The sequence below is a fragment of the Actinomadura graeca genome, assembly GCF_019175365.1.
Lineage (GTDB): Bacteria > Actinomycetota > Actinomycetes > Streptosporangiales > Streptosporangiaceae > Spirillospora > Spirillospora graeca.
Genome location: NZ_CP059572.1, coordinates 4,170,826 through 4,183,575, shown reverse-complemented (window position 1 = coordinate 4,183,575; position 12,750 = coordinate 4,170,826). Strand labels below are relative to the sequence as shown.

Below are 12,750 nucleotides of genomic sequence, written 5' to 3'. Positions count from 1 at the left end.
CGCAGAGAACGCCTGGCGGCACCGGCCACCGGCCGGGACGCCGTCAAGGGAACGGAGTGAGCATGTCCCGCCTGGACACAAGCCTGACGATCGACGACCTGCGCGAAGCCGTGGCGACTCAGATCGGCGTGGACGCGGCGTCGATCGACGACGACGCGAACCTGCACGGCCTCGGCGTCGACTCGCTGGGGATGATCCGCCTCGCCAACCGGTTCCGCCGCGCGGGGCTGCGCGTGTCCTACGGCCAGCTGGCCCGCGAGCCGACGCTCGCCGCGTGGAAACGGCGGCTCGACAGTGCGCGGGAGGCGGCCGAGGCGCGTGCCGCTCAGGCGGCGCCCGCGGGGGCGGAACGCCCGGACCCCCCGGCGGGGTGCGCGCGATGATCCCCCGCTACGTCCGTCCGGAGATGGCGCGGCTGCTGTCCGATCAGTACCGGTACGAGATGTGGACCCGCGTGGAGGTCCTCGCGTCCGAGGCGCAGGTGCGCCTGGGCCACGTCCCGGCCGGCGCGCTGGAGGACATCCGCCGCGCGCCCGTCCCGGACGCCGCCCGGGTCGCCGAGTTCGAGGAGGAGCGCGAGCACGAGATCCTCGCCTTCCTCGCCGCGTTCTGCGAGCCGATCCCGCCCGAGTCGGCGCGGTGGGTGCACTGGGGGATGACGAGCTACGACCTCGTCGACACCGCGCTCGGGCACATCCTGGCCACCGCGACCGACGTGCTCCTCGACGCCGCGAGGCGGCTCAGGAGGGTGCTCGCGGACCGGGCCGTCGAGCACTGGCACACGGTCTGCATCGGCCGCACGCACGGCGTGCACGCGGAGCCCACCACGTTCGGGCACAAGCTCGCCGGGTTCGCGTTCGCCGTGGACCGCGGCGTCGAACGTCTGAGACGGGCGCGCGCCGAGGTCGCCGTCGGGACGATCTCGGGGTCGGTCGGGACGTACGCGCTGATCGACCCGCTCGTCGAGGAGCACGTGTGCGCGGCGCTCGGCCTCGGCGTCGAGCAGGCGCCGAGCCAGGTCGTCGGACGCGACCGGCACGCGACCCTCGTCCAGTCGATCGCGACGCTGGGCGCGTGCGTCGAGCAGATCGCCCTGGAGGTGCGGCTGCTCCAGCGCACCGAGGTCGGCGAGGTGGAGGAGCCGCGGTCGGCGGCCTACCAGGGGTCGAGCGCGATGCCCCACAAGCGGAACCCGACCCGCAGCGAACGGTTGTGCGGGCTGGCCAGGCTGCTGCGCGGCCACGTCGTGAGCGTCCTGGAGGACGTGGCGCTGTGGCACGAACGCGACCTGTCCCACTCGCCGGTCGAGCGGACGGCCCTGCCCGACTGCCTCGCCGTGGCCCACTACCAGGTCACCGCCGCGGCCGAGCTGATCGCGGGGCTGGAGGTGTTCGGCGACCGGATGCGCTCGGCGATCGACGCCACCCGGGGCCTCGTGTACAGCTCGGCGGTCCTGGCCGACCTCCAGGAGCGGGGCGTCGAGCGGGAGCTGGCCTACCGCAGCGTCCAGGCGGCCGCCGACCGGACGCGCGCGGACGGCATCGACTTCCGCTCGGCGCTGGTGTCGAGCCGCGTCGGGGCCGGCGCCGGTGCCGGCAACGGCGCGATGCGGCCCGAGCGGTTCCTCGTCCATCACGACGTCATCCTGGAACGATTGGAATCCCTGCGTGAACGTGAAGATTGAGCGCGTCGAAGGCGCCTCGCTCGACGTCGACACCGTCATCGCGGTGTACGACGACTCGGGTCTCGGTGAGCGGCGGCCGACGCGCGACCGCGGCCGCATGGCGGCGATGCTGGCGAACGCCGACATCGTGATGGCCGCCTACGCCGACGGCGAGCTCGTCGGGATCGCGCGGAGCATCTCGGACTTCTCCTACGCCACCTACCTCTCCGACATCGCGGTCGCGCGGTCCTACCAGCGCAGCGGCGTCGGACGGGCGCTGATCTCGGCGACCCGCCAGGAGGCGCCGTCGGCGAAGCTCATCCTCCTGTCGGCGCCCGCAGCCGTCGACTACTACCCGCACATCGGTTTCCGTCCCCATCATTCGGCGTGGACCTTGGAGTCCTGGGCCCGGTCTCCCGGAGAGAACGCCGAGAGAGCAGAAAGAGAGCACTCGTGAAAATCGACAACGTCTACCTGGCCGGGATCGGCACCGCCGACACCGAGCTGCTCGACGTCTCCGAAGCGGTGGACCGGGGCTGGTACGACGCCGAGGCCAGGGAGCGCGGCGCGCTCGTGTCGGTCTCGGTCGCCGGTGAGACGCCCGCCCCCGACCTCGCCGTCCAGGCCGCGAACCGCGCCCTGGCCCTCGGCGGCCATTCCGCCGACGAGATCGGCGCCGTGTTCCACACCTGCGTCCACCCCCAGGGGCCGGACGGCTGGTCGGCGCAGCACTACATCAACCACAACACGATCGACCGGCCGGTCACGTCCGCCGAGATCCGCAACGGGTGCACCGGGTTCTTCGCCAGCCTGCAGCTCGCCTCCTGCTTTCTGGCCTCCGGGACGGACTCGCCCGCGGTACTGCTGACCTGCGGGGACAACTTCTCCACCCCGTCCATCGACCGGTGGCGGGCGTGCGGGCTGTTCGTCCTCGCCGACGCCGGCGGGTCCGTCGTGCTGTCCCGCACCCGCGGGTTCGCCCGGCTCCTGACGGTCGACGCGGTGGCCGCCCCAGAGCTCGAGATCCTGCACCGGGGGGCCACGCCGCTCTACCCGCCGACCATCACCCTCGGACGCCAGCTCGACTTCAACACCCCGGTCGAGTACATCAACGGCAAGGTCGCGAGCGGCGAGATGCCGCCCCAGGAGACGGACTTCGCGACGATCCTCATCGAGGCGACGGAGCAGTCGCTGAAGAACGCCGACGTCACGATGGACGAGATCGCCCTCGTCGTCCACGACGGGTTCCACTACGACACGCTCCGCGACCTCTACTTCGACCCGCTGGGGATCGGCGAGGAGAAGAGCCTCTGGAGCTTCATGCGCCTCGTCGGGCACGCCGGGGTGGTCGACCACATCCGCGGCCTCGAACACGCCTGGAAGGAGGGCCTCGTGTCGGTCGGGGACCGCGTCCTGCTGGCCGGTGGCACCCCGGGCATGGAGGCCGCGTCCGCCGTCGTCGAGATCCTGGAGCCGGCCCCGGCGCAGGTGCCGGACGGGACATGACGGGCGAGGGCCGCAGGGGCGTCCGGCGTCCCGGGTGACGCGCGCCCTCGGCCGCATCGGATCCATCCGCATCCACCGCACAGGAGCTTTCCGTATGTACACCTCGGTCGGCGTCACGCGGACCACGCGTGGCGAGCGTTACCTCAAGCAGCTCTGCCAGCACCTCAGCCGCCGCGCCGAGGTCCGGGAGATCGGCTCCGATTCCGCGGTCGCCCGCTTCACCCAGGGCGACTGCACGATGTCGGCGGACGCCGGGGAACTGACGATCACGGTCGAGAGCGAGCACCCCGGGTTCCACGACCTCGTGTGCCCGCGGCTTTCGGAGGACATCGAGCGTTTCGGCCGCAGGGAGGGGCTGTCGCTGGAGTGGGAGAAGTTCAAGGAAGGACCCGGCGGGACGCCGGACGCGACCGCTCCGGCCTCGAGGAGCGGACCGCAGTGATCGACACCGTGGTCGGGGCATCGCGTGGAAGGACTTCATGATGACGACCGTCGACATGGTCGCGTGGCCGGAGGAGGACGCCGCCCGGTACCGGGCCGCCGGCTACTGGCGCGGTGAGACCTACCCCGAGCTGCTGGAAAGGATGGCGGCGACCTTCGGCGACCGGGTCGCGGTCGTCGACGACGACAGGCGCCTGTCCTACCGGGAGCTCGCCGAGGAGGCCGGCCGGGCCGCCCGGGGCCTGCGCGATCTGGGCCTCTCGGCCGGGGACCGCGTGCTGGTGCAGCTGCCGAACCGGGCGGAGTTCCTCGTGCTGTGGTTCGGGCTGCTGAACCTCGGCGCGATCCCCGTGCACGCCCAACCCGGGCACCGGCGCAGCGAGATGATCCATCTGGCCCGGCTGTCCGAGGCGGCCACCTACGTCGTCCCGGACGTCGTCGCGCAGTTCGACTACCGCGAGCTGGCGGCCGAGGTCAGTGCCGAGAGCCCCTGGCTCAAGCACGTGATCGTCGTCGGCGACCCGGGCACGACCGGTTTCACCGACTACGAGGACGTGATCGCCGACCCCTCCGCCGACCCGGTCAAGAACCCGGCGGACGCCTCGGACATGGCCCTGCTGCTGCTGTCGGGTGGCAGCACCGGACGCCCGAAGCTCATCCCGCGCACCCACGACGACTATCAGTACAACGGCCGCGTCGTCGCGGACGTGCTCGGCTACGACAAGGACACCGTCTACCTGGCCGCGCTGCCGGTGGCGTTCAACTACACGATGAACTGCCCGGGGGTGCTCGGGACGCTCGAACGCGGCGGCAAGGTCGTGCTGGCCGAGAACCCCGACCCCGGCTACTGCTTCGACCTGATCGAGCAGGAGGGCGTGACGGCGACGGCGATCAACCCGCAGCTGGCCCCGCTCTGGCTGGAGGAGGCGGCGGCCACCGACGTCGACCTCTCCACCCTCCGGGTGATGCAGATCGGCAGCTCCCGGCTCGCCGACGACGTCGCCCGGCAGATGATCGACGGGTTCGGCTGCACGATCGTCCAGGCGTTCGGCATGTCCGAGGGGCTGCACTGCGTCACCCGGCTGGACGACCCGGTGGAGATCGTCAGCACGACGCAGGGCAAGCCGGTCTCACCCGACGACGAGGTGCGCGTCGTCGACGAGAACGACGCCGACGTGCCGGACGGCGAGGTCGGGGAGCTCCTCACCAAGGGGCCCTACACGATGTGCGGCTACTACCGCGCGCCGGAGCACAACGAGAAGTCCTTCCTCGACGGGTTCTACCGCTCCGGTGACCTGGTCCGGCGGCTCCCCTCGGGCCATCTGATCGTGATGGGGCGCACCAAGGAGCAGATCCAGCGGGGCGGGGAGAAGATCGCGGCGCCCGAGGTCGAGGGGCACCTCCAGGCGCACCCGGGGATCTCGTCCGTCGCGCTGATGCCGGAACCGGACGCCGTCCTGGGCGAGCGGACGGTGGCGTTCGTCGTGCCGGCGGGGCCGCAGGCGCCCACGCGCGCGGACCTGGCCGCGTACCTCGCCGAGCGGGGGCTCGCCGCCTACAAGACACCGGACGAGGTGCGCGTGCTCGACGAGATGCCGCTGACGCCGGTCGGAAAAATGGACAAGAACGTTTTGGCCGCACTGCTGGATGGGGGCGTGGAATGAACGACGAAGACTCGAATTCGACGCGGTGGTGGAGGTTCCAGCGATGAAATACGAGATCTTAGGGGAGCTGGTCGTCGGCAATGTGCTCGACAAGGCGGTGCGCGAGCACCGTGCCGACACGTTGCTGAGATTCCGGGACGGGGACCTGACGTACGGCGAGGTCGACGAGATGGTCAACCGGGTGGCGCAGGGGCTGCTCGGGCTGGGCGTGGAGCCCGGGGACCACGTCGCGATCATGCTCCCCAACAAGCCGGACATCGTGCACGTCATCCTCGCGCTGGCGCGGCTCGGGGCCGTCGCCGTGCCCGTGAACACCGAGTACCACGGCGAGATCCTCCGCCACGTCCTGCACAACTCCGACGCGAAGCTCCTGGTCATGGACACGCTCTACCTGGAGCGGATCCCCCCGCTGGTGCCGCGGCTGCCGCACCTCGAACAGATCGTCCTGTGCGGGGACTCCGCGGTCCGGGAGGCGCGCTCCCCGGTCGGGCTGGCGGCGTCGGCGCTGGTGGGCCTGCTCGGCGAAGCGGAGCCGCCGCGCGTCCCGGTCGCCTTCTACGACCAGCAGGCGATCATGTACACGTCGGGGACCACCGGCCCGTCCAAAGGGGTCATGGTCTCGCACGCGCATGCGCTCACCTGCTCCCTGGACTCTCTGAACTTCCTCGACCGCTGGGGGAAGACGAGCTACTGCCCCCTGCCGCTCTACCACGCCTCGGGGCTCTGGGACGGGCTGTTCTCCGCCATGCTGTGCGGCGGCTCCGTGGCGATCGTCCCCCGCTTCAGCGCGTCCCGTTTCTGGGACGACGTGCGGACGTTCCAGGCGCAGGTCGCGATGAGCGTGTTCTGCATCATCCCGATCCTGATGAGCGCGCCCCCCGGCCCCCGGGACAAGGACCACCCGCTGGAGATGTTCTACGTCGGCAAGTCCGTCCTCGACGAGGCCCTGCACGACCGGTTCGGGGTGCGGGCGGTGGAGACCTACAGCATCACCGAGGCGGGCCTCCCCGTCGCCAGCCCCTACGGGGAATGGCGTGTCGGCTCCTGCGGGCAGGCCCATTCGGACCTCTTCGACGTGGCCGTGGTGGACGACAACGACATCCTGCTCGGGCCGGGCGAGAGCGGTGAGCTCGTCGTGCGGCCCAAGGTCCCGTCGATCGTCACCACGGGGTACTACGGCGCGCCGGCCGAGACCGCCGAGTGCTTCCGGAACATGTGGCTGCACACGAAGGACCGCGTCTGGCAGGACGAGGACGGCTACTTCTACTTCGTGGACAGGATGCGCGACGCGATCCGGCGCCGCGGCGAGAACATCTCCGCGTTCGACATCGAATGCGAGGTGAACCTCCACCCGCAGGTGCTGGAGTGCGCGGCGTTCGGCGTCCCGTCGGAACTGGGCGAGGACGACGTCAAGCTCGTCGTGGTCCCCGCGGAGGGCGCGTCGCCCACGCCCGAGGAACTGGTGGAGTTCTGCCGGGAACGGCTGCCTGGGTTCATGGTGCCCCGGTACGTGGAGCTCGTGGACTCCCTGCCCCGCACGACCACCGACAAGGTCGCGAAGTATCTGCTGCGCGGCAAGAGCGAATGGTCACCGGCGGCCACCTGAGCGCGCCACGGCGGCCGCGGACCCCGCGGCCGCCGGTTCCATCGCCCCCGCGCCATCGACAAGGAGGACGACCGTGGACTGGGCCGACACCGAGGACGAGGCCGCGTTGCGGGCCGACATCCGGGCGTTCATCCACGAACGGTTTCCCGCCGGGTACGTGCCCGACCCGGACGCCGAGAACAGCCTCGAACCCGAGGACGTCCTGGGCTACGAGTGGACGTCCGACCGCGTCGCCCCCGACCCGGCGCGGCGGGCGGCCGCCGCGGCCTGGGCGGCGGCGCTGGCCGAACGCGGGTGGATCTCGCCGCGGCTGCCCGCCGAGTACGGCGGCGCCGGCTTCACCGCGCGGCAGGAGCTCATCCTCCAAGAGGAGCTGATGCGGGCCGAGGTGCCCACGGTCAACAGCATCGGCGCGCTGCTGCTCGCGCCCACCATGCTGGAGCACGGGACGTCCGAGCAGTGCTCCCGGTACCTGCCCGGCATCGCCGACGGGACGGTGACCTGGGCGCAGGGGTTCTCGGAGCCGGACTCCGGCTCCGACCTCGCCTCGCTCCGCACGTCGGCGACGCGGCAGGGCGACGAGTACGTCGTCAACGGCCAGAAGGTGTGGACGTCGCTGGCGCAGTACGCGGACCGGCTGTTCGTCCTGGTGCGGACGGACCCGGACGCCTACCGGCACCGGGGCCTCACGATGCTGCTGATCGACACCCGGGCACCGGGCGTCACGATCCGCCCGATCACCGACATCCGCGGCTCCCAGCCGTTCAACGAGATGTACTTCGACGACGTGCGGGTGCCGGTCGCCGACCGGCTCGGCGCGGAGAACGGCGGCTGGGCGGTCGCGATGACGGCGCTGGGCTACGAACGCGCCGGGATCGGGGCGACGATCAAATACCAGACGGTGCTCTCCCGTCTGGTGGGGTACCTCAAGGAACGGTCGGCCGATCCCGGTTCGCGAGGAACGTCCGGCGCGCTCCGGCGGGAGATCGCCGACAGGTACGTCGAGACGCGGGTGCTGCACAACCTCGCCCGCTACACGGTGGACCAGCAGTCCGCCGGCCGGACGCCGGGCTACGAGGCGTCCGCGAGCCTGCTGTTCGGCGCCGAGCTGAACCAGCGGCTGGCGCGCACCGGCATGTCGGCCTTCGGGCAGTCCGCCGGCCTGTGGCAGCGGGAGGGCGCCCCGCTCGACGCCCTGTTCGCGCATCTCCGGCTGGATTCGATCTCGGCGACGTTCATCGGGGGGGCGTCGGACATTCAGCGTCAGATCATTGCGTACCGCTGGCTCGGGCTGCCGCGATCCTGATCGACGGCGCTCCCGGCGGGCTTCTAGCGGAGGTGACGACAGTGGAGTTCTCGCTGACGGAGGAACAGGAGCAGATCCGCGGCGCCGCGGCCGGGTTCCTGAAGGGCAGGTTCCAGCGTTGCGCGGCCCGGGAGGGGAGCGCGGTGCAGCCGGGCGACGCCCGCACGGAGTGGAAGGCCATGGTCCAGCAGGGGTGGACGGGGCTGGCCGTGCCGGAGCGCCATGGCGGCGCCGGCGGCGGCCTGCTGGAGACGTGCCTGCTGATCGAGGAGCTCGGCGCGCACCAGCTGGTCACGCCCTTGCTGTCGACCGCGGTGTGCGCCGGGCCGGCGATCGGGCGGTTCGGCACACCGGAGCAGTGCGAACGCTGGCTTCCGGCGATCGCCGAAGGGCAGGTCTTCGCCTACGCGCGCGCGGCGGCCGGCGGCGGCTGGGGGCGTGAGGGGTCGCAGGTGCGGTCCGCCGAGGTCGAGGACGGCTTCGTCCTGCGCGGCACCGCGTGGTTCGTGCCGCACGCGGCGGTGGCCGAGGAGTTCCTGGTCGTCACGCAGACGGGCGCGGCCGACGAGCTGACGGTCCTCATGGTCGCGGCCGACGCGGAGGGCATCGAGTGCTCCCCGCTCGACGTCGTCGGGAACGAGCCGCAGTACCGGCTGCGGTTCGCGGACGTCCGGGTGCCGAGGTCGCGGGTCCTCGGGGAGCCGGGGGCCGGTACGGGGATCGTCGAGTTCATCGATGACCGCGGGGCCGCCGCGACCTGCGTGGAGATGGCCGGAGGCGCCCGCCGGGTGCTGGAGATGAGCGTGGAGTACGCGACGATCCGCGAGCAGTTCGGCCGTCCGATCGGGGCGTTCCAGGCCGTCCAGCACCTGTGCGCGGACATGGCCGTCGATGTGCTCGGCTCCCGGTTGATCGCCTACGAGGCGGTGTGCGCCCTGGACGCCGGGTCCGGTGACCCGCTGACCGTGGCGTCGGCGAAGGCGTGGGTCAGCGAGGCCTATCAGCGGGTCTGCGCGCGTGGCCATCAGGTGCACGGTGCCATCGGCTACACCGCGGAACACGACCTGCACTTCTATCTGCGCCACGCCGTGGCGGGTTCGCTGTCCTTCGGCGACGCCGATTTCCATGGCGAGCGGGTGTCGTGCGCGCTCGGCCTGTAGTGACGACGGTGCCGGGCGGTGATTCCGCCCGGCACCTTCCGTTCCTACGTCACCAGATCGGCTTGGCTTCGGGAACCCGGGCGGACCTGGGCGAGAATGCCGTCCCAGAGCTTGATCCGCGCCGCGAACGCGGTCTCGATGGTCTCGCGGCATTCATCCCATTTGGCGGTGTCATCGCCGCAGATGTCGGCGAGCATCTGCATGGCCATGGGCGTGTGTTCCTCGGCGTCGACCTGGATGTGCCGCCGAAGGTAGTCGACGAAGATCGAGAGGCGGTCGCCGAGCTGCTGGTTCAGCACCGCGACCTGGTCGAACATGTCGGGGATGAGGTCCTCGCGCCCGAAGGCGAAGGCCGCCGCCTGGCAGTGCAGAGGGCTCCCTTCGATGAAGCCCCAGGTGGTGGCGACGAACTCGGCCGCGGCCTCCGGCGCCCCGGCCTTCTTGAGGGCGGTCAGGACGGGTTCGCCGTCGCGCAGCTGCGTGAGGAACGCGTCGATCGGCGTGGTGTCGGCCCCGGCCTGGGCCATGGCGTCGAGGTAGAGCTCGAAGTGGCTGATGAAGCCGCCGCCTAATTCGTCGCTTTCCTCGACGAGGACGATATCGTTGATCAAGCGCCGGCTTCCGGTCGGGCCCTGCGGCACCCAGGGGATCTGCACACAGGTGAGTTGTGCCTGGAGTGCCTTGAGCAGGGACATGAAGTCCCATACCGCGAAGGCGTGGTGCTCCATGAACGTGACGACCGTGGGCAGTTCGTCGAGGGAACGGTACATCGGGTGGCTGATCACCCGCTGCCTGGCCGGCTCCACAGCTGCCTTGAGCTGATCGACGCCGGGGTTGGCCGTTCCCCAATCGTATCGGGACATGCGCATTCCCTTTCCTGTGCGGTGGATCGATCTGCGGGGAGGCTGGTGTCGAATTCACAGTTGGTCGTGGCGCGCGGACGATCGCCTGCGTGGCGTGTTCGCCGGTCCGTCCCAAGAAACGGCCGGCCCGCAGAGTGAAACAATATGCCGTGCATCCGGGCTCCTCCTGCGAGGGCCGGATTATATGCAGGCACTGGTCGCGCGCATTCTGGTCGGCGTGCCGTGCCTCCGTTCGCATATCGAATAGTTCACTCTACCTCGTATGCTAATTTGATTCGGCAATGCGGTCAAGTCATGGGGTACTAACCTTGAACACCGCCGACCTGGCGGACTGGAGTGGTTAATTGCAGGCGAAAGATGCTTTTGAGACGGGTGGGCCGGGATTACCGGAGTGTCCCTGTCCCGCCCTTCATGCGAAGTGTTAAAGCCGGGAGTCCGACCGACGGTGATCTGCCGATCGACAGACGGTCACCATTGCGCAGCGGGTATGAAAGGCCGAACCCGACCGGTCGCGCCGCGGGGCCGCGCCTGACACCACTCCCGCTGAAAGCGCCGGCCGGCCGGGTCGCGACCCGGCCGGCCGGATAGGGAATCGGTGTCGATCCGTGGTCAGCGGATAACGGAACGCCGAGCCTGGGCCAGCGCGGTGGCGACCAGGACGCCGGCACGTGCTCGGGCCTCGGGCTCCTCGGCTATCGTCTGGGAGAGAAGTGCGTCCGGATCCTGCCCCTCCCGCAGGAACACCTCGCGTACGCCACCCTCCATCCATCGGTGAAGATGTGCCTTGTCGAACTCGGGATGGAATTGGACCGCGAGATGCGGCCCCAGTGAGAACGCCTGCACTCCCATGTCGTTCCGGGCAAGAATCCTCGCCCCCGGTGGAGGCAGGCACCCGTCCGAGTGGAGCTGCATCCAGGGGCCCGGGGGAATTACGGCGGAATCGACCGGTTCGACCATGGTCCACCCCAGTTCCCTGCGGGGGGCCGTGACGATCTCACCCCCCAAGGCGGCGCAGAGCATCTGGGCCCCGAAGCAGATTCCGAGGATGGGCACGCCCATCCGGTCGGCCGTCCTCAGCCACTCTTGTTCCTGTTCGATCCAGATACGGGCGGGACCTTCGTCGTTGACCGACGCGGCGGCCCCGAGAATGATCACATGGTCGGCGTCCTGCGGGGACGGAAGCGGGCCATCATGGGGAAACAGGTGCGACGTGACTTCCGCACCTTTACGGCGGAACTCATCACTGATGAATCCGCCCGAGTCCCCGAGGTGATGGTGGATGACCATTGCGCGCAAGTGGCAACCTCCCTCCTGTTCAGGAGACCTGTCCTTTGATTTTACAGCCGGAGTGCGCGCGATACCAGAGACGAGAACACTTCTGCGGATCAATACCGTGAGTACGGGAAGACATAGTGTTGATCACAATCATCGACATCGTCCACCCATAGGTCGAAAGCAATCGAAGGTGTTGTGAAGAGCATCACCGAGGACGGAGAGACGTCATGCACGCTCAGTCATCAGATGGCCGGGACGCATTTACGCTCGCTAGTACCGCGAACCCGGAAGGCGACCTTTCAAGTGACCGGAGACGCCTTTTAATGGGAGACTTCCAAGGCGTTCATATGACCCTGATGGAGATCATTTACGGCCTTTGAATTTCATTTCGAATCGGATCCCGAGCCCGGTTCCGTGAGTTTGCCGTGGAGCTTGGCCTTGGCGGGCTCGGAGACGACTCGGGAGGCGCCGGCCTGCACCTTGTTGCGGAACGAACCCGCGACGACGTGGTCCTTGCCGGCCATGAGCGCTTCGAAGCCCTGCCGGGCGACCTGGGCCGCGTCGTCCTTGTCCATCTGCCCCAGACGGGTGTCCTGGAGGCCGGCCCGCTCGAAGAATTTGGTTTCGGTGGGGCCGGGAAGGAGCGCGGTGACGGTGACGCCGGTCTCCCGCAGTTCGTGCCGCAACGCTTGCGAGAAGGACGAGAGGAACGCCTTCGACGCGGCGTAGGTCGCCTGGTAGGGGCCCGGCCCGGTCGCCGCCACCGACGAGGTGAACAGCACCCGGCCCTCGCCTCGTCCGGCCATGTCCCGGAGCACGCGCTTGGCCAGGTGGACGGCGGACCGCACGTTCAAGTCCACCAGCCGCAGCTCGTCCGCCAGTTCCGTGTCGCGGGAGAAGTCTCCCGCGACGCCGACACCGGCGTTGATCGCCAGGGCGTCCACGGGGCGCCCCCGTGCCCGGATCGCGGCGTAGAGCTCCTCCACCCCCTGGGAGGTCGCGAGATCGACCCGGACCGGCTCGGTCACGCCGCCGGTCTCGTCGGAGACCCTGCGCGCCGCCTCGTCCACGCCCTCGTCCTCGGCGGCCATCACCACCTCGAAGCCGTGACGGGCGAACTCGGCCGCGAGCTCGCGGCCGATCCCGCTGGAGGCGCCGGTCACCACGGCCAGCGATGTCGTCTTCTCGGACGTCCCGGTCATGGTGAGCCACCCCGTTCCTGAAAGACGATCACGGCCGTTGCCCGACGGCCCGCTCGTCCGGCCC

Annotated in this window: 12 protein-coding genes; 9 read left to right on the top strand and 3 right to left on the bottom strand. The window is 69.9% G+C overall.

Going from position 1 to position 12,750, the window contains the following annotated elements; translation table 11 throughout:
• Positions 1 to 62: 62 nt before the first annotated feature.
• The 9 genes from AGRA3207_RS18385 to AGRA3207_RS18345 all read left to right on the top strand — a co-directional run bounded on the left by AGRA3207_RS18385 (position 63) and on the right by AGRA3207_RS18345 (position 9,346).
• Positions 63 to 383, top strand: coding sequence for a phosphopantetheine-binding protein (locus tag AGRA3207_RS18385; protein WP_231335941.1), 321 nt, complete (start codon positions 63 to 65; stop codon positions 381 to 383).
• Positions 380 to 1,684, top strand: a complete 1,305-nt coding sequence (gene purB, locus AGRA3207_RS18380; RefSeq protein WP_231335940.1) for an adenylosuccinate lyase — start codon at positions 380 to 382, stop codon at positions 1,682 to 1,684. The genes AGRA3207_RS18385 and purB overlap by 4 nt, the downstream gene beginning before the upstream one ends.
• Positions 1,668 to 2,120, top strand: coding sequence for a GNAT family N-acetyltransferase (locus tag AGRA3207_RS18375; RefSeq protein WP_231335939.1), 453 nt, complete (start codon positions 1,668 to 1,670; stop codon positions 2,118 to 2,120). Before purB ends, AGRA3207_RS18375 begins: the two co-directional genes overlap by 17 nt.
• Positions 2,117 to 3,169 carry a ketoacyl-ACP synthase III family protein gene (locus AGRA3207_RS18370; protein WP_231335938.1) on the top strand — a complete coding sequence of 351 codons (1,053 nt, stop codon included), beginning with the start codon at positions 2,117 to 2,119 and terminating at the stop codon, positions 3,167 to 3,169. Before AGRA3207_RS18375 ends, AGRA3207_RS18370 begins: the two co-directional genes overlap by 4 nt.
• A 94-nt stretch (positions 3,170 to 3,263) precedes the next feature.
• Complete coding sequence (locus tag AGRA3207_RS18365) at positions 3,264 to 3,611, top strand: DUF2218 domain-containing protein (RefSeq protein WP_231335937.1); 348 nt, start codon at positions 3,264 to 3,266, stop codon at positions 3,609 to 3,611.
• 40 nt (positions 3,612 to 3,651) lie between these two features.
• Positions 3,652 to 5,274, top strand: coding sequence for a (2,3-dihydroxybenzoyl)adenylate synthase (locus tag AGRA3207_RS18360; protein ID WP_231335936.1), 1,623 nt, complete (start codon positions 3,652 to 3,654; stop codon positions 5,272 to 5,274).
• Between the two features lie 43 nt (positions 5,275 to 5,317).
• The gene (locus AGRA3207_RS18355; protein WP_231335934.1) at positions 5,318 to 6,880 is read left to right on the top strand and encodes an AMP-binding protein; all 1,563 of its coding nucleotides are present in this window, start codon (positions 5,318 to 5,320) and stop codon (positions 6,878 to 6,880) included.
• A 73-nt stretch (positions 6,881 to 6,953) separates the two neighbouring features.
• A complete protein-coding gene (locus AGRA3207_RS18350; RefSeq protein WP_231335932.1) occupies positions 6,954 to 8,186 on the top strand; it encodes an acyl-CoA dehydrogenase family protein in 1,233 nt (410 codons plus the stop codon).
• A 41-nt stretch (positions 8,187 to 8,227) separates the two neighbouring features.
• Positions 8,228 to 9,346, top strand: a complete 1,119-nt coding sequence (locus AGRA3207_RS18345; protein ID WP_231335929.1) for an acyl-CoA dehydrogenase family protein — start codon at positions 8,228 to 8,230, stop codon at positions 9,344 to 9,346.
• Positions 9,347 to 9,390: 44 nt separating this feature from the next.
• On the opposite strand, the gene AGRA3207_RS18340 is transcribed toward AGRA3207_RS18345, so the two are convergent.
• The 3 genes from AGRA3207_RS18340 to AGRA3207_RS18330 all read right to left on the bottom strand — a co-directional run bounded on the left by AGRA3207_RS18340 (position 9,391) and on the right by AGRA3207_RS18330 (position 12,686).
• Entirely contained in the window at positions 9,391 to 10,215 is an 825-nt protein-coding gene (locus AGRA3207_RS18340; protein WP_231335928.1) for a DUF3050 domain-containing protein, read from the bottom strand.
• 603 nt (positions 10,216 to 10,818) lie between these two features.
• Positions 10,819 to 11,496 carry a type 1 glutamine amidotransferase gene (locus AGRA3207_RS18335; protein WP_231336315.1) on the bottom strand — a complete coding sequence of 226 codons (678 nt, stop codon included), beginning with the start codon at positions 11,494 to 11,496 and terminating at the stop codon, positions 10,819 to 10,821.
• A gap of 371 nt (positions 11,497 to 11,867) precedes the next feature.
• A complete protein-coding gene (locus AGRA3207_RS18330) occupies positions 11,868 to 12,686 on the bottom strand; it encodes an SDR family NAD(P)-dependent oxidoreductase (protein ID WP_231335927.1) in 819 nt (272 codons plus the stop codon).
• Between the last annotated feature and the right edge of the window lie 64 nt (positions 12,687 to 12,750).

Coding starts and splice junctions, on each gene's coding strand:
- AGRA3207_RS18360 (WP_231335936.1), top strand. CDS start 3,652: ATGACGACCGTCGACATGGTCGCGTGGCCGGAGGAGGACGCCGCCCGG.
- purB (WP_231335940.1), top strand. CDS start 380: ATGATCCCCCGCTACGTCCGTCCGGAGATGGCGCGGCTGCTGTCCGAT.
- AGRA3207_RS18385 (WP_231335941.1), top strand. CDS start 63: ATGTCCCGCCTGGACACAAGCCTGACGATCGACGACCTGCGCGAAGCC.
- AGRA3207_RS18365 (WP_231335937.1), top strand. CDS start 3,264: ATGTACACCTCGGTCGGCGTCACGCGGACCACGCGTGGCGAGCGTTAC.
- AGRA3207_RS18335 (WP_231336315.1), bottom strand. CDS start 11,496: ATGGTCATCCACCATCACCTCGGGGACTCGGGCGGATTCATCAGTGAT.
- AGRA3207_RS18330 (WP_231335927.1), bottom strand. CDS start 12,686: ATGACCGGGACGTCCGAGAAGACGACATCGCTGGCCGTGGTGACCGGC.
- AGRA3207_RS18340 (WP_231335928.1), bottom strand. CDS start 10,215: ATGCGCATGTCCCGATACGATTGGGGAACGGCCAACCCCGGCGTCGAT.
- AGRA3207_RS18355 (WP_231335934.1), top strand. CDS start 5,318: ATGAAATACGAGATCTTAGGGGAGCTGGTCGTCGGCAATGTGCTCGAC.